A 16,691-nucleotide genomic window follows, 5' to 3' on the forward strand; every position below is an offset into this window, starting at 1 on the left:
AAGGCGATGTGCCGGTAGTGCCGGCCGCTGGCCGGCAACCGCTGTGGGTAGAGGCCGACCTTGGTCGGCGCTGTGGCATTGGTGCCAACCAAGGTTGGCACCCACCAAAGCGATGTGCCGGTAGTGCCGGCCGCGGGCCGGCAACCGCTCTGGGTATCAGAGCAATCCTTCGCGCTTCACTGCCAGGTAACGCTCCACCAGCGCAGCGGGCAGGGCGTCGGCGGTGACGTCCAGCACCATCACCTTCTCGCTGCGCAGTGCCTCATGCGCCTTCGCGCGCTGCTGCAGGTACAACGCAGCGGCGCCAGCCTGGGCGGCATCCTCCAGCGTCTGCACCTCGTCCTCCAGCGCAGCGTCCAGCTCACGCTCGCGCAGGCTGGCCACGCACACCAGGTGGCGTTGCTGCAGCAGGCGAACGGCTGCCAGCAGGTCCTCGATGTCCTCGTCGCGCACGTTGCTGACCAGCATCACCAGGGCGCGCCGACGCTGGCGCAGTGACACTTCGGTGGCGGCGGCCAGGTAGTCGGTGGCTACCGCACGCGGCTGCAGATCGTAGCTGGCGCGCAGCAGGTGCTCGACCGTGCCCATGCCGCGCTGCGGCGCCACCCAGCGGCGCTCGCCACCGGCGGCGAACAGGCCGGCGGCATCGCCCTGGCGCAGGGCCAGGTAGGCCACCACCAGCGAGGCGTTCAATGCATGGTCGAAGTGCGAGAGCCCGCCTTCGCTGGCCAGCATGCGCCGGCCACTGTCGAGCATCAGCAGCAGCTGCTGGTTCTTCTCGTCCTGGTACTCGCGCGAGATCAACTTGCGCGCACGCGCGGTGGCCTTCCAGTCGAGCTGGCGCAGGCTGTCACCCACGCGGTACTCGCGCATCTGGTGGAAGTCGGTGCCTTCGCCACGACGGCGTTTGACGTGCGCGCCCACCAGCCGCGAGGCCTGGTCGGCACTGAACAGGGCGAAGCGGGTGAGCGGCACGAAGTTCGGATAGACGCGCACGTCCAATGCCGGTGGCACGGTGCGCTGCTGCCACCACAGCCGCCACGGAGAGCGCATGCGCAGATGCACGCCTGCGAAGTGGAAATGCCCGCGTTGCAGTGGCTGCAGGTGGTAGTGCAGGGTGGAAGCGCTGCCGGGCTGCAGCTGTACGCGCTGCGGCAACGATTCCAGCGGCCACCCCCCGGGCACCAGGTCGAACACCTGCACCGTCATCGATGCATCTGCCTGCAGCCGCAGTGCAGCCTCGCGGCGTACGCCCAGCGCCAGCGCCTCGGGCAGCTCGCGCTGCACCTGCGGCGAAGGTCGTCGCGTCTGCCGCCACAGATCCCACAGTGACGGCAGGGCGATCGCGAGTGCGGCCAGCGCCCAGCCCCAGCGCGGCAGCAGGCCGCCCAGCACCAGTCCGCCCAGTGCGGCCCAGGCCAGTAGCAGCACCAGCAGCAGCGGGGCCGGTCTCATCGGCGCGGCGCTTCCACCTTGGCCAGCAGCGCGCCCAGTACGTCGTCGGCGTCCTGGCCTTCGATCTGCAGTTCCGGGGCCAGCGCGATGCGGTGCCGCAGCGCTGGGCGTGCGATGTCGCGCACATCATCCGGCGTGACGAAATCACGACCGGCCAGCACCGCCTGCGCGCGCGAGGCCCGCACCAGCGCGATGCTGCCGCGCGGGCCGGCACCGACGGCGATCCCCGGCCACTGCCGCGTGGCGGCAACGATGCGCACCGCATAGTCGATCACTTCGTCATCGACGGTGATGGCAGCGGTGGCCTGCTGCAGTTCCAGCAGCTCGCCGGCACCGAGCACGCGCGGCACCTGGCTCAGGTCGAAATCGCTGGCGGCGCGGCCGCTGGTGATCGCAGTCACCATGCGCTTCTCGTCTTCCAGCTGCGGGTAGTCGATCAGCACCTTCAACAGGAAGCGGTCCAGCTGTGCTTCCGGCAGCGGATAGGTCCCTTCCTGCTCGAGCGGGTTCTGCGTGGCCAGGGCCATGAACGGCGGCGCCAGGGTGAACGCCTTGCCTTCGATGGTCACCTGGCCTTCCTGCATCACTTCCAGCAGCGCCGACTGGGTCTTGGCGGGTGCGCGGTTGATCTCATCGGCCAGCAGCAGGTTGGTGAACACCGGGCCACGGCGGATCTTGAAGCTCTCGCTCTTCGGGTCGTACACCGCGTGGCCGCTGACGTCGCTGGGCATCAGGTCCGGGGTGAACTGCACGCGGCCGTAGTCCAGTTCCAGGGCCTGTGCCAGCGCACGCACCAGCAGGGTCTTGCCCAGCCCGGGGACGCCCTCGATCAGCACGTGGCCACCGGCCAGCAGCGCCACCAGGATCTGGTCCAGCACATCGGCCTGGCCGATGAAGGCATGGCCAACGGCATCGCGGATGGCGTCGACGCGTTCGATCAGGCGGGCGTTGGCGGCCGCCGGCAGCTCGGGCACTTCGGTCATAGCAGGGATCTCATCTGGAGCAGCAAGCGGATGCGCTCGCGCAGGGCGGAGGAATCGTGCGGCGGTGGGGGTGTGAGCGCGCTGGCGACGCGGCCCTGCGGCCACTTCAGCAGCTCGGCGATGGCCTGTTCGCGCGGTGCGCCATCGAGTGCGGCGGCGACCGGCGCACGCAGGCGCAGGCGGTGCAGGAACAGGGCGAGCACGGCCTCGTACAGGCGCGCGCCGTGGCCGAAGCGCAGCAGCAGTTCGCCGCTGGCGCGCACATGCTCCAGCAGCGAGCGGCGTTCCAGCAGCGGCGACGGTTGCAGGCTGCCGAAGCGCTGCGAGCGGCCCCACAGCCAACCCAGCAGGGCCAGCAGCAGCGGCACCCACAGCGGCCAGCCGTGGTAGAACAGGCGCGCCCACAGCGACGGCGGTCGTCCGGCGTAGACCAGCCAGACCGCACCCTTGCCGTAGTTCGGATCGAGCAGATAGCGGGTCAGGTCGCGGTGGGCCGGATCGTGCAGGCCATCGCTGGGCGTGCCCGCAGCGGCGCCCAGCCGTGCGGCGGGTGTGTCTACATCGCCGCGCATGAACTCCATGTCGGCCAGGACGCTCACTTTGCCCTGGCCATGGCGCAGGCGCGCGAACACCAGGTCGCGATCACCGCCCCAGCGGCGTTCGGCCTGTGTGCGTGCGGCAAACCCGAGCGTGAAGCGGCGCCCCCCACAGAACTCGCTGTGACCGCTGTCGTCGTCGATATGGAACGGCTGGCAGTCGCTGCGCTGGAACAGGCTGTCCACCCCCAGCTGGTCCAGCAAGGGTCCCTGTGTGCTGCCGGCATCGTCCTCCGCCGGTGGCGGTGTGCGCACCAGCAGATGCCCGCCCCGGTCGACCCAGGCCAGCAGCGGTTTCACACTCGGTGCCGGCAGTTCGCTGCTGTCCTGCAGCAGCACCACCGTGTCGTGCGGCCCCAGCGTCATCTGCTGCAGGTCCAGCCGTGGCCGTGAATGCACCTCGATGCCGTCGGCGCGCAGGGCCTGGCCCAGCACGTACAGCGGGTTGTAACTGGCCTCGCCCTGCGGCGGCAGGGTGAGCGTCTCGGTCACCCGTTCGTGCGTGCGCAGGTAGAGGATCGTCAGTGGCACGCCGAGCAGCACCAGCAGGCCCAGCAACAACGACCAGAACAGGCGCGGGCTCATGCCTGCCATCCGTACTGCTGGCGCAGCGTGTCGGCCAGCGTGTCGAAGTCGCTGCGGCTGGGCAGGCGCCCACCATAGGCGGCGTACTGCCACATGCGCACGATGCGCGCGAACAGGTCACGATCGGCCGCCTCCGGCATGCGCCGCGAGGCACGCAGGCACTGCGCCTCGGTGGCGCCGGGAGGCAGCGCGATCCCGCTGCGCTCGCCCACGGTGCGCACGCTGGCGCGGTAGAGCAGGGCCAGCGCCTGCCGTGGCCGGCCCTGGTCCCACAGCAGGCCGGCCTGGGTGGCCACGTCCGGTGGCAGCACCGCGGGCAGTTCCACCGCCTTTTCAACTACCGGCGGCGCGGTACCGGCCTTGCGCCGGCCACTGCCACGCAGCCAGGGCAGCCACATCCGCGCGGTCAGCAGCAGCACCAGCAGCAGGATGCCCAGAAGACCCCACAGGCCCCACTCGGCCAGTCGCGCCAGCCAGGCGATGCCATCCCTGCGCGTCTTGCGCTCGGCCTTGTTGCCGCTGTCGCCTTGCAGCTGCTTGTCTTCCTTCTTCGCCTCCTCGGCCTGCTCGATCGGCTTCCAGTGCGTGACCTGGCGGGTCGGGTGCTGCAGCGGGTCTTCATAGGCGCGGTTCACCGCCTGGCGGAAACCGGCGGTATCCACCGGTGTGTCGCCGAAGATCATCGCCGGCGTGTTGGACGGGTCGATGGCCGGTTCGTCGTCGTCTTCCTCGGCGGAGATGTCACTGGCACTGGGCTTGCCCATTGCACGTTCGGGACTGGCGTCCGCGTCCTGCGCATGTACCGGTGCGCAGACCAGCGGCAACGCCATGCATAGCAACAGGGCCAGTGTCGACGCCGCCGGCAGCAGGCGATCGCGCAGGCGGCGCAGCGCGATCTCCACGTCCCATGCTTCCATCTGCGTACGCCGGTTCAAGTACAGGCCGAAGCCGGCACCGACGAAGAACGGCCCAACCAGCACCGAGGCCAGCCAGCACGCCAGGTTGAAGCCCAGCCGTGCCCATGCCGGCGTGTCCCGGCCGATCATGTCCCAGGCCGCACGCCACGATTCGGACATCAGGTCCAGTGGCATGAACATGAACACCGCACCGATCGCGCCGGACACCAGCACCGCTTCGAATGCCAGGCAGGTCACCGTCAGCACCGTCGCTGCACCTGCGGCGCCGGCCGCGACCGCGCGACGACGCGGGCCGCGCTGGTCCGGCGCGTTGCCTTCCAGCAGGTTCACCGGCAGGCACAGGCTGCGCAGCACGCTGAAGCGGCGCCAGCCCAGGTAGCCCCAGAAGCCGGTGCTGCCCCAGTGGCGCTGCGCGCGCAGCGCCGCCAGCGTGCCGACCGGCTCGCCGAAAATGCCGCGCGACAACACGTACAACGGCGCGCGTTCGAACAGCGGCTTGCACCACCACAGCGCCAGCCAGGCCCAGCCGAACGCATCCAGCCACCAGCCCAGCGCATTGAAGACCACGAACAGCGGCGCGCTGGCCAGCAGCCAGCTGCCCCACACCGCACGCGCGTGACGGCGGGCGAGGGCACTGCCCAGCTCCATGGCCTCCCAGCTGCTGCGTGCGCGCAGCACCACGTCCAGGTGGTCAATGCGCATCGCCGGCTCCGCGTCCGCCACGCCACAGCCACAGCAGCACGCCGGCCCACAGCACGCCAGCCACGCTGAACTTGCCCCACGCCGGCACTTCGGCAATCGACGACCAGAACGCTTCGATGAACGCGGCCACCAGCAGCATGAACGCCACGCCCAGGCACAGGCGCGCACCGATGCGGCCACCGTCGACCAGCGCATCCAGCCGGCTGCGCCGGCCCGGTGCCAGCAGCTTCATGCCCAGCTGCAGCCCGGCGCCACCGGCGATCACGATGGCGGTCAGCTCGAACGCGCCATGCCCGGCCACGAAGCGCCAGAACGGGCCGCCGTAGCCGATGTGCTGCAGGTGGCCCGCCACCGCACCGATGGTGACGCCATTGAAGGACAGCACCAGCAGCGTGCCCAGCCCGGCCAGCAGGCCACTGGCGAAGGTGCGCAGGGCGATGCTGATGTTGTTCATGACGTAGTGGCCGAACATCATCCAGTCGGTACCGCTGTCGCGGCCCAGGCGCTCGGCGGCGGGGTCGTACATGCGCTCCATCGCGGCGATCTGGCGGTTGTCCATCAGCATGTGGATCAGGTCCGGATAGACCTGGGCCAGCACGAAGCAGGCCAATGCCGGCAGGGCGAACATCGCCAGCGCCACCCACATGCTGCGCGCCTGGCTGCGGACCAGCAGCGGGAAGTCGGCCACCAGGAATTCCAGCGCGGCGCGCCAGCGCGTTGGACGCGTGCGGTACAGCACGCTGTGGCCCTGCTGCATCAGCTGCTGCAGGCGCTGTACCAGCTGTGGGCTGTAGCCGCGTTCGCGGGCCAGCGCCAGCTGCTGGCACAGGCGCCGATAGCGTTGCGAGAAGGCGGTGTCGTCCAGTGCCAGCCCACTGGCCTTGCGGCGGGCGCGGCGCGAGGCACCGGCACGCAGCAGCAGCCACTGCTCCAGGTCCTGCCACTCCTGCTGGTAGCGGGCGACGAACTGTTCCTGCTTCATCGCCGCCCCAGCAGCCAGTTGGCCATGGCATACAGGCGCAGCACGCCGATCTGGCCCTGCGCGCCGGTCAGCGGCTCGGCGATTCCGGCCAGTTCCTGCTGGCGCGCCGCCGACAGCCGCGGCGCGCGTTCGGCGAAGGCCATCAATGCCGCCTGTTCATCCGGGCGCAGCGGCTGCGGCGGGGCCAGCACGCTGTCGATGGTCGGCGGCGGCGGCAGGTACAGCGCCGGCGCATGCACCACCACCGTGCCGGCGACCAGGTCGCCGAGGCGGCGCCCATGGGCGTCGAACAGGCTGCTGACCAGGCCCAGCGCATAGCCGAACGGCAGCATGTCCACGGTACGCAGCAGGTTGCGGGTGATCGATGCCATCCAGCCCACCGGCGCGCCATCGCGCGACAGCACGCGCAGGCCCAGCGCGCGCTTGCCGAGCGTGCGGCCCCACAGCGCTTCGCAGACGATCGGGTAGGCCCAGTAGACCAGGAACATCAGCACCAGGTAGAGGCCGGAACCGAACGTGTCCAGCAGCGCCAGCGGGATCGACATCAGCACCAGCACCGCGACGCGCACGCCGAGATCGACCAGCCAGGCCATGGCCCGCGGCAGCGGGCCGGCCGCCGGCAACTGCAGCAGCACGCCCTCCGGCGTCACCACCTCGCGGTAGGTGTCGAGCATCGGTGCGGCCATCAGCGCGATGGCCTTCGATGTGGGCGCCGGAGTCCTCTCCGGCAGGCAGCCACAGGCATGGGGGTCTCGACAGATCCTGGTCGGGCCCAGACTTTAGCAGAGCCGCATGGCGGCGTTGGCCGCTCAGCCCAGGTATTCGTCCTTCAGCCGCACGTAATGGTCGGCTGAGTAATGCAGCGATTCGATCTCCTTGTCGCTCAGCGTGCGCGCCGGCCGCGCCGGGTTGCCGACCCACAGTTCGCCCTCGCCGACCACCTTGCCCGGGCCGATCACGGCACCGGCACCGACGAAGCCGTGGCGCTCCACGCGGGCTCCGTCGAGGATGCAGGCGCCCATGCCGATCAGGCTGTAATCACCGATCGTGCAGGCATGGATGATGCAGCCATGGCCGACGGTGACGCCCTCGCCGATCAGCGTCGGGTAGCCGGCCTTGTTGTATGGGCTGTGGTGGCTGACGTGGATGATGGTGCCGTCCTGCACGTTGGTGCGCGCACCGATGCGCACGTAGTTGACGTCGCCACGGATGACCGTGCCCGGCCAGATCGACACGTCGTCGGCCAGCTCCACGTCACCGATGACGGTGCAGGCCGGATCGATGTACACGCGCTCGCCGAGGACGGGCATCTTGTCGCGGAAGGGGCGCAGCGGGTTCATCGGTGTCTCCGAAAATCAGGGCATTCGCGACGATGATACGCGGCAGAGGCACCGGTAGTGCCGGCCGCTGGCCGGCAAAACCTCATGCGCGCGCCTGTATTTCCGTGGTTGCCGGCCAGCGGCCGGCACTACCCAGAGCAGCTGCGGCCGTTCATGCAGGCGCGTGCTCGGCCAGCATCTGCCGGAACAGCGCGTCCAGCCAGGCGCTGTCGCCCTGGCCGGCTGGAAGGGGCGGGGCCTGCGCGGCGCGGGCGGCCATTGCATGGTCGATGTAGTCGCCGATGATGGGGATGCGCGGACGGGCGGTAACTTCGGCGCTGGCGCGCTTGACCACCAGCAGTGCGTCGACGGCGTCGCGCACGGGGCCGCCCGGCAGCAGCCGGTCCAGCAGATCTTCGAAGGCCATGGGCGGCGGCGTGGGCTCGCGTTCGATCCACTGGCAGGCAAGCAGGGCACGCAGCACATACAGGTACTTCTTGGTGCTGATGGTGGGCTCGCCCAGATGGCGGCTGTGCGTGGTCTTCGCCATGCTCATGTAGTGCGACCAGCTACCCAACGGCGAATAGAACGCCTTCGCTGCTTCCCACAGCTGCGGCACCGCGGTGTCATCCTGCTGGTACACGATCGGCGAACGCAGCCACTCGATCAGCGTTGGATTGGACTTGGAGACCAGTCGCAGGGCCTTGCGCAGGTCCCAGCCACTGACGTCGAGCTCATCGTCGATCGGCAGCTCGATCACATCGCGCTGTGCAGCGCCGGGACCGGTGTTCTCGTTGACGCTGAGGTACCACGGCTGGCGGTGCACGTAGATGAAGCGTGCGTCGTAGTCACTGTCCGGCGAAGAGAAGCCCCAACCCCGGCTGCCGGATTCGCAGGCCAGCAGCACACGCACATCGTGGCGCCGTTCGATGTCGGTGAGGCTGGAAAGAATGGCGGCGCGCTTGTCCGGCGCGATCGGGTGGATGTCGTCCATGCAGTTGTGTTCGTAATGTCGAGCGTGCTCGACTGTAACGCAGGTGCGCACCAGTAGTGCCGGCCGCTGGTCGGCAACCACGGAAATCCAGCGGTGCCACGAGATTGCCGGCCAGCGGCCGGCACTACCGGTTACGGCTCGTAGCTGTAACCCATCCCGTACACCGATCGGATCGGCTCGCCTTCCATGCCGGCATCGGCCAGCTTGCGGCGCAGGTTGCGCACATGGCTGTCGACGGTGCGGTCGACCACCACGCGGTGGTCCAGATAGAGGCGGTCAAGCAGTTCATCGCGTGCCCAGATCCGGCCGGGCGTGGCCAGCAGGGTGCGCAGCAGGCGGTACTCCACCGGGGTCAGGTCCAGGCCCTTGCCGTTCCAGGTGGCACGCGCGGCCGGTTCGTCGATGTGCAGGCCGCTGTTGGTGCGCGCGGCCGGGTCCGGCCTGTAGCGGCGCAGCACCGCCACCACCCGCGCCACCACTTCGCGCGGGCTGAACGGCTTGCAGATGTAGTCGTCGGCGCCGATCTCCAGGCCCAGCAGGCGGTCGATCTCCTCCACCCGCGCGGTGACCATGATCACCGGCACGTTGCTGCTGGCGCGCAGCTCGCGGCACAGATCCACGCCATCGCGTTGCGGCAGCATCAGGTCCAGCAGCACCAGATCGGGCTGGTAGCGCGCGAAGGCCTCGATCACCTGGCCGCCATCATCCACCCACTCGCTGACCATGCCGGCCGCGGCCAGGTAGTCGCGCAGCACGGCGGCCAGGCGCGGTTCGTCCTCAACGATGAGAATCTTCGCCGGTGCGGCGGGCGATGTGCTGGCGGGGGAGGTGCTCATGCAGGCTCCGGCAGGGTGATGACCACGCGCAGTCCACCCAGCGGCGAGGGCTCGGCGTGGATCTGGCCGTGGTGGGCAAGAACGATGTTGTGGCTGATGGCCAGGCCCAGTCCGCTGCCACCGCTGGCACGATTGCGCGAGCTTTCCACCCGGTAGAAGCGCTCGAACAGCAGCGCACATTTTTCCGCCGGCACGCCCGGTGCGGTGTCTTCCACGATCAGCTGTACGCCGGCAGGCACCCGTGCGGCCTGCACGAGTACGCGGCCGCCGGCATGGGTGTAGCGCAGCGCGTTCTCCAGCAGGTTGGCCAGCACCTGCTGCAGGCGCCTCTCGTCACCGGACACCTGCAGCGGTGTGACGGGCAACGTCTCTTCCAGTGCCAGCCCCGCCGCGGAGAAGCGCACGCGCATGCCATTGAGTTCACTGCGCAGCAGCGCCACCAGGTCCAGCGGGGCGAAACGGTAGGCCAGGCCGCCGGACTGGGTCATCGACAGATCGTGCAGGTCGTCGATCAGCTTGCCCAGCTGGCGGATCTCGCCCTGCAGGGCACCGAGATTGGCACGGTCCAACGGGCGGATGCCGTCCTCGATCGCCTCCAGTTCGGCACGCACCACCGCCAACGGCGTGCGTAGTTCGTGCGAGATGTCGGCGATGAAGGCACGGCGGTTGCGCTCGGTGTCGTCCAACGCCTGCGCCATCCGGTTGAAGTCGTTGACCAGTGCATCGAGCTCGTCATCGCTGGTGCGCTCGATGCGGGTGGCGTAGTCGCCGGCGGCGAGCCGGTGGGTGGCCGCTGCGAGCTTGGCCAGGCGCTGGCGCAGCGCGCGTGACACCAGCCAGGCCAGCAGCACCGTCACCAGCAGCAGCGAGATGCCGATCACCCACCAGGCGCGCATCTGGGTGTTGTAGAAGTTCAGGTCGTTGGTGGCGATGACGGTCTGGAATGGCACCATGCCCAGCCAGCCCACCGTGTGCCCATCCACCTGCACCGCGTGCGGCTCGTCATCGCTGGTCGCGTCCGGGTTGCCTGCCACGTAGCGGTGCCGTGCATCGAACAGGCCCAGCCGCGACGGAACGCCGGTCTGGTCGGACAGCGGTGGCACCGGCCCTTCGTGCCCATGCGCCAGGTCCGGACGCAGCATCCGCGCCCAGCGATCGCTGTCACCGCGCAGGTGGTCCCAGCCGCCGTGCTCGCGGAATTCACGCTGCAGGTGCGGCATCAGGCGCTGCATGCGCAGGTCGCCCTGATCGTTGAGGTAGTCCAGGAAGCCGGTCTGGAACGCCACGCGGCTGGCAATGCCGTTGACTGCCAGCACCAGCAGGCAGGCAGTGAAGATCGCGAGGAAGGTCTTCGCGGTCAGGCCGAATTTGAGTCGAATCTTCGCCATCGCGGGGGCCATTAGCGGCGCATGCGGCGCCGAAAGCAAGCGCCAGCTGAGCCGGTCGCACAATCTCCATATTCTCTGCACAGTTTCACGGCAGCGTGCCCGGGTCAACGCAAGGCTCCCACGCCCCCATGTCACTCCTGCGCCCGCTGTCCCGATTTTCCCATTCCCTGCTGCTGCCGCCGCTGCTGCTGGCCCTGGCAGCCTGTTCCGCCGGCAGGACCGAAGCGCCGGCCACGCCTGAAGTGGGCATCATCACCGCCAGCGCACAGCCGCTGGCGCTGCAGCAGACCCTGCCTGGCCGCGCAGTGCCGTTCGAAGTGTCCGAGGTGCGGCCGCAGATCGGTGGACTGATCCGCCAGCGGCTGTTCACCGAAGGCCAGCAGGTCAAGGCCGGCCAGCTGCTGTACCAGGTCGACCCGGCACCGTACCAGGCGGCCCTCGACACCGCGCGGGGCCAGCTGGCCCAGGCCGAGGCCACCGTGCTGTCGGCGCAACCCAAGGCCGAGCGCACCCGCGCGCTGGTGAGCATGGATGCGGCCAGCAAGCAGGACGCTGACGATGCCACCTCGGCGCTGAAGCAGGCCCAGGCCAACGTGATTGCCGCGCGCGCTGCACTGCAGGCGGCGCGGATCAACCTCGACTACACCCGGGTGACCGCACCGATCGACGGCCGTATCGGCACCTCCAGCGTCACTGCCGGCGCGTTGGTCGCCGCGGGCCAGGACGCCGCGCTGACCACCATCCAGCGGCTGGACCCGGTGTACCTGGATGTCACCCAGTCCAGCACGCAGATGCTGGCGCTGCGCAAGCAGCTAGATGCCGGCCTGGTGAAGGCCATTGATGGCAAGGCACAGGTGAAGGTCGTGCTGGAGGACGGCAGCACCTATGCGCACGAAGGCACGCTGGAATTCGTCGGCAGTGCGGTCGATCCGGGTACCGGCAACGTGGTGCTGCGCGCGATCATTCCGAACCCGGACGGCCTGCTGCTGCCGGGTATGTACCTGAAGGCGGTGCTGCCGATGGCCACCGATGCGCGCGCGCTGCTGGTGCCGCAGAAGGCGGTGGTGCGCAATGAGCGCGGTGAGCCGCTGCTGCGCCTGCTCGACGCCAAGGACCACGTCATCGAGCGCCGGGTCAGCACCGGCCAGGTGGTGGGCAACCAGTGGCAGATCACGCAGGGCCTGAAGGCCGGCGAGCGGGTGATCGTCAGCAACGGCAGCGCGGTAGCGCTGGGCCAGCAGGTGAAGGCGGTGGCGGCCACCACCGCGCAGCTGGCAGCAATGCCGGCGATCGACCCGAACGGCAACACCGACGAAAAGTCGCACTGAGGCCTGCCGCGCATGGTTCGTTTCTTCATCGACCGGCCGATCTTCGCCTGGGTGATCGCCATCGCGGTCAGTCTGCTCGGCCTGCTTGCGATCCTGATCCTGCCGGTGGACCGCTACCCGCAGATCGCCCCGCCCACCATCACCATCCGCGCCACCTACACCGGCGCCTCGTCGCAGACCGTGGAAAACGCGGTCACCCAGGTCATCGAGCAGTCCCAGCAGAGCCTGGACCACCTGATGTACATGACCTCGACCAGTGCTTCCGACGGCTCGGCGCAGGTCAACCTGGTGTTCGCCACCGGCACCAATCCGGATACGGCGCAGGTGCAGGTGCAGAACCAGCTGCAGGCCGCGATGGCCACGCTGCCGCAGGCAGTGCAGCAGAACGGCCTGACCATCACCAAGTCCAGTGGTTCGATCTTCGAGGTGCTGTCGTTCACCAGCGAAGACGGCAGCATGGACAACTTCGATGTCGCCAACTTCATGGAAGCGCGCATCGATGACCAGATCAGCCGTGTCAGTGGTGTTGGCAACATCCAGCCGATCGGCCAGGAATACGCCATGCGTATCTGGCTGGACCCGGAAAAGATGCGCCAGTACGCGCTGATGCCGTCGGATGTCGAGACCGCACTGCAGGCGCAGAATACCGACGTGTCGGCCGGTGAGCTGGGGGGCCAGCCGGCACTGAAGGGCCAGCAGCTGGACGCAACCGTGACCGCGCGCAGCCGCCTGCACACCCCCGAACAGTTCGCGCAGGTGGTGCTCAAGGCCGATGCCAACGGCAGCGTCGTGCACCTGGGTGACGTGGCGACGATCGGCCTGGGGCCGGAGAGCTACGACAGCATCAGTACCTTCAACGGCAAGCCGTCGGCCTCGCTGGGCATCGAGCTCAATGCCGGTGCCAATGCCATCGCCGTCTCCAAGGCCATCGATGCACGGCTGCAGCAGCTGCAGAAATACTGGCCGCATGGCTACACCGCCCACGTGGCCTTCACCACCACCCCGTTCGTGACCATCTCGCTGAAGGAAGTGGTGATCACCCTGATCGAGGCGATCATCCTGGTGGTGCTGGTGATGTACCTGTTCCTGCAGAACTGGCGGGCCACGCTGATCCCGACCATCGCGGTGCCGGTGGTGCTGCTGGGCACGTTCGGCGTGCTGGCCGCATTCGGCTATTCGATCAACACGCTGACCATGTTCGCGCTGGTGCTGGCCATCGGCCTGCTGGTGGACGATGCCATCGTGGTGGTGGAGAACGTGGAGCGGGTGATGACCTTCGAAGGACTGGCACCGAAGCCGGCCACGCTGAAGGCGATGGGCCAGATCACCGGCGCGCTGGTCGGCATCGTGCTGGTGCTGACCGCGGTGTTCCTGCCGATGGCGTTCTTCAGTGGTGTCACCGGCGTGATCTATCGCCAGTTCTCGGTGACGATCGCCGCCGCGATGATCCTGTCGGTGCTGGTGGCGATGACCATCACCCCAGCGCTGTGCGGCAGCATCCTGCATCAGATTCCCAAGGGCGGCCACCCGCATGGCGATCACGGCGGCGAGCCGAGTCTGCTGGGCAAGTTCTTCATCTGGTTCAACCACCGCTTCGAGCGCACCTCCAATGGCCTGCGCCATCGCGTGGATGGTTTCCTCGGCCGGCGCACGCTGGGCGTACTGTTCTACCTGGTGCTGAGCGTGGCCACCGGCCTGCTGCTGTGGCACCTGCCCGGCGCATTCCTGCCCGATGAGGACCAGGGCATGCTCAACGCGCTGGTGAAGCTGCCAGCCGGCTCCACCCTGGAGCAGACCCGTGCAGTGATGGATCGCCTCAGTGCCGCTGCGGTGAAGGACGACAGTGTGCTCTCGATCCAGGCCACCGCTGGTTTCAGCGTCACCGGCAGCGGCCAGAACGTCGGCCAGGCCTTCATCCGCCTGAAGGACTGGGATGACCGCAAGGACGATGCCGATACCATCGCCGCGCGCTTGACCGCGGCCATGGCCAGCGTGCCCGATGCGCAGGTATTCATCACCTCGCCACCGGCCATCCTCGGCCTGGGCGATGCGGGCGGTTTCACCCTGGAACTGCAGGACGAAGGCGGTGCCGGCCATGCCGCCGCCGTGGCCGCGCGCAATACGCTGCTGAAGGAGGCCGCCAAGGATCCGAAGCTGGTCAACGTGCGCTACGCCAGCCTGGAAGACGCGCCGGTGTACGCAGTGAAGGTGGACGATGCCAAGGCACAGGCCATGGGCGTGAATCCGCAGGACGTCAATGACACCTTGAATGCCGCACTGGGCGGCGATTTCGTCAACAACTTCATCTACAAGGGGCGCATCAAGAAGGTGTTCATCCAGGGCGCCGCCGAAGCACGCATGCAGCCGCAGGACATCGAGCGCTGGAGCGTGCGCAACCAGGCCGGGCAGATGGTGCCGCTGTCGTCGCTGATCAGCACGCACTGGACCAGCGCACCGGCTGCCCTGCAGCGCTACAACGGTGTGTCGGCGATGGAGATCACCGGCCAGCCAGCGCCGGGTGTCAGCTCCGGCGAGGCGATGGCCGAGATCGCGCGCCTGGCCGATACCTTGCCGGAGGGCTTCAGCCACGCCTGGTCGGACATGGCCTACCAGGAACAGCTGTCGGGCAACCAGGCGCCGATGCTGTACGCCATCTCGCTGCTGTTCGTGTTCCTGTGCCTGGCCGCGCTGTATGAAAGCTGGGCGGTGCCGTTCGCGGTGATGCTGGCGGTGCCGGTGGGCGTGTTCGGTGCAGTGCTGATGATGAACCTGCGTGGCCTCAACAACGATGTGTACTTCCAGGTCGGCCTGCTGACCACGATTGGGTTGGCGGCGAAGAACGGCATCCTGATCGTCGAGTTCGCGCGCATCCTCGAACAGCAGGGCAAGAGCACCCGCGAGGCGATCCTGCAGGCGGTCTACCTGCGGCTGCGGCCGATCGTGATGACCTCGCTGGCGTTCCTGATGGGCGTGCTGCCGCTGGTGTTCGCCACCGGTGCCGGTTCGGCCGCGCGCCGTTCGCTGGGTACCGGCGTGGCCGGCGGCACGGTCGCCTCGATGGTGCTGGGCATGTTCTTCGTGCCGTTGTTCTACCTGCTGGTGCGCCGCCTGTTCCCGGGCCGTGCGCCGGCCGAAGCCACTGCCCCGGAGGCAAGCCCATGAAGCCGATGCTGCTGCGCGCCCTGGCGGCCGCCACGATGACCACCGTGCTGGGTGGTTGCGTAAGCATGGCGCCGCGCTACCAGCGCCCTGAGGCGCCGGTGCCGGTGCAGTTCGGCAATGCCGCCACCAGCGAGACCGATTCGGCGTTGGCGATGCCGGCGTGGCGCGAGGTGTTCGTGGAGCCGCGGCTGCAGCAGGCGATCGCGCTGGCGCTGCAGAACAACCGCGACCTGCGCGTGGCGGTGCTGCAGGTCGAAAAGGAGCGGGCGCAGTACCGTATCCAGCGTGCGGCATTGCTGCCGTCGGTGGACGCCAGTGGCAGCGTCACCCGCTCGCGCGTGAGCGATGCCAACAGTGAGACCGGGACCACCCAGATCACCGAAGCCGATGCCGTGCAGGTCGGCATCAGCAGCTGGGAGTTGGACCTGTTCGGGCGCATCCGCAGCCTGAACAACGAGGCGCTGCAGAACTGGCTGGCCAGCGCCGAGAACCAGCGTGCGGCGCGCACCAGCCTGGTGGCCGAAGTGGCCACGGCGTGGCTGGCGCTGGCCGCCGATGGGCAGTCGCTGGCATTCACGCAACAGACCCTGGACAGCCAGCAGCAGACCCTGCAGCGCACCGAGGCCCGTCATGCGCAGGGCCTGGCCTCGGGCCTGGACCTGTCGCAGGTGCAGACCAGCGTGGAAGCCGCGCGCGGTGCGCTGGCCAGGCTGCAGACCCAGCAGGCGCAGGATCGCGATGCACTGCAGCTGTTGGTAGGGGCGCCGCTGGATGCCGCGTTGCTGCCCAGCGCGCACGTACTGGATGGCAGCGTGGCACTGGCACCGTTGCCGGCCGACCTGCCGTCGAGCGTACTGCTGCAGCGCCCGGATGTGCTCTCAGCCGAACACGCGCTGCAGGCGGCCAATGCCGATATCGGTGCGGCGCGCGCGGCGTTCTTCCCGACGCTGACCCTGACTGCCAACTACGGCCACAGCTCCACCGCGTTGTCGACGCTGTTTTCGGCCGGCACGCGCGGTTGGTCATTCGCACCCAGCATCACCGCACCGATCTTCCACGCGGGTGCATTGAAGGCTTCGCTGGATGCCTCGAAGATCGGCAAGGACATCGGCATCGCGCAGTACGAGAAGGCGATCCAGCAGGCCTTCAGCGAAGTGGCCGATGCGCTGGCCACGCGCGATCACCTGGCCACGCAGATGGACGCGCAGCGCGCGCTGGTGGCCGCCAGCCAGCGCAGCTACACGCTGGCCGATGCGCGCTACCGCACCGGGTTGGACGGCTACCTGCAGGCGCTGGATGCGCAGCGCAGCCTGTATACCGCGCAGCAGGACCTGATCGCCCTGCAGCAGCAGGAGGCGGGCAACCGGGTGACGTTGTTCAAGGTGCTGGGCGGGGGCGCCGACGCGCGATAACGCGCTAGCGCGGGTGTGTGCGTCTTCCGCTC

Annotated in this window: 13 protein-coding genes; 3 read left to right on the top strand and 10 right to left on the bottom strand. The window is 68.6% G+C overall.

All coding sequences use genetic code 11. The features are described from left to right. Positions 1-156: 156 nt before the first annotated feature. The 10 genes from SSKA14_RS03035 to baeS all read right to left on the bottom strand — a co-directional run bounded on the left by SSKA14_RS03035 (position 157) and on the right by baeS (position 10,769). The gene (locus SSKA14_RS03035) at positions 157-1,455 is read right to left on the bottom strand and encodes a DUF58 domain-containing protein (RefSeq protein ID WP_008265710.1); all 1,299 of its coding nucleotides are present in this window, start codon (positions 1,453-1,455) and stop codon (positions 157-159) included. After that, a complete protein-coding gene (locus SSKA14_RS03040; protein ID WP_008266232.1) occupies positions 1,452-2,438 on the bottom strand; it encodes a MoxR family ATPase in 987 nt (328 codons plus the stop codon). The genes SSKA14_RS03035 and SSKA14_RS03040 overlap by 4 nt, the downstream gene beginning before the upstream one ends. Beyond that, a complete protein-coding gene (locus SSKA14_RS03045; RefSeq protein ID WP_040006920.1) occupies positions 2,435-3,619 on the bottom strand; it encodes a DUF4350 domain-containing protein in 1,185 nt (394 codons plus the stop codon). Before SSKA14_RS03045 ends, SSKA14_RS03040 begins: the two co-directional genes overlap by 4 nt. Continuing rightward, a complete protein-coding gene (locus SSKA14_RS03050) occupies positions 3,616-5,238 on the bottom strand; it encodes a DUF4129 domain-containing protein (protein WP_040009272.1) in 1,623 nt (540 codons plus the stop codon). Before SSKA14_RS03050 ends, SSKA14_RS03045 begins: the two co-directional genes overlap by 4 nt. Continuing rightward, a complete protein-coding gene (locus SSKA14_RS03055) occupies positions 5,228-6,220 on the bottom strand; it encodes a stage II sporulation protein M (protein ID WP_008268291.1) in 993 nt (330 codons plus the stop codon). Before SSKA14_RS03055 ends, SSKA14_RS03050 begins: the two co-directional genes overlap by 11 nt. Further along, on the bottom strand, positions 6,217-6,906 hold the full coding sequence (locus SSKA14_RS03060; RefSeq protein WP_008264972.1) for an RDD family protein: 690 nt from the start codon (positions 6,904-6,906) through the stop codon (positions 6,217-6,219). The genes SSKA14_RS03055 and SSKA14_RS03060 overlap by 4 nt, the downstream gene beginning before the upstream one ends. Before the next feature lie 123 nt (positions 6,907-7,029). Continuing rightward, on the bottom strand, positions 7,030-7,560 hold the full coding sequence (locus SSKA14_RS03065; RefSeq protein ID WP_006475442.1) for a gamma carbonic anhydrase family protein: 531 nt from the start codon (positions 7,558-7,560) through the stop codon (positions 7,030-7,032). Between the two features lie 151 nt (positions 7,561-7,711). After that, entirely contained in the window at positions 7,712-8,533 is an 822-nt protein-coding gene (locus tag SSKA14_RS03070) for a nucleotidyltransferase domain-containing protein (RefSeq protein WP_040006924.1), read from the bottom strand. Positions 8,534-8,664: 131 nt separating this feature from the next. Beyond that, complete coding sequence (locus SSKA14_RS03075) at positions 8,665-9,369, bottom strand: response regulator (RefSeq protein WP_008266010.1); 705 nt, start codon at positions 9,367-9,369, stop codon at positions 8,665-8,667. Further along, positions 9,366-10,769, bottom strand: a complete 1,404-nt coding sequence (gene baeS, locus SSKA14_RS03080) for a sensor histidine kinase efflux regulator BaeS (RefSeq protein WP_040006926.1) — start codon at positions 10,767-10,769, stop codon at positions 9,366-9,368. The genes SSKA14_RS03075 and baeS overlap by 4 nt, the downstream gene beginning before the upstream one ends. A 116-nt stretch (positions 10,770-10,885) precedes the next feature. Between baeS and smeA the strand changes: the two genes are divergently transcribed. From smeA to smeC, 3 genes are read left to right on the top strand one after another with little or no spacing between them, the layout of a single operon-like run. Then, complete coding sequence (smeA, locus tag SSKA14_RS03085; protein WP_008268442.1) at positions 10,886-12,085, top strand: multidrug efflux RND transporter periplasmic adaptor subunit SmeA; 1,200 nt, start codon at positions 10,886-10,888, stop codon at positions 12,083-12,085. Between the two features lie 12 nt (positions 12,086-12,097). After that, a complete protein-coding gene (gene smeB / locus SSKA14_RS03090) occupies positions 12,098-15,247 on the top strand; it encodes a multidrug efflux RND transporter permease subunit SmeB (protein ID WP_008265808.1) in 3,150 nt (1,049 codons plus the stop codon). Next, positions 15,244-16,659, top strand: a complete 1,416-nt coding sequence (gene smeC / locus SSKA14_RS03095) for a multidrug efflux transporter outer membrane subunit SmeC (RefSeq protein ID WP_008268263.1) — start codon at positions 15,244-15,246, stop codon at positions 16,657-16,659. Before smeB ends, smeC begins: the two co-directional genes overlap by 4 nt. The last annotated feature ends 32 nt before the right edge of the window (positions 16,660-16,691 follow it).

Origin of the sequence: Stenotrophomonas sp. SKA14 (assembly GCF_000158575.1) — a bacterium.
In the GTDB taxonomy this organism is placed as follows: domain Bacteria; phylum Pseudomonadota; class Gammaproteobacteria; order Xanthomonadales; family Xanthomonadaceae; genus Stenotrophomonas; species Stenotrophomonas forensis.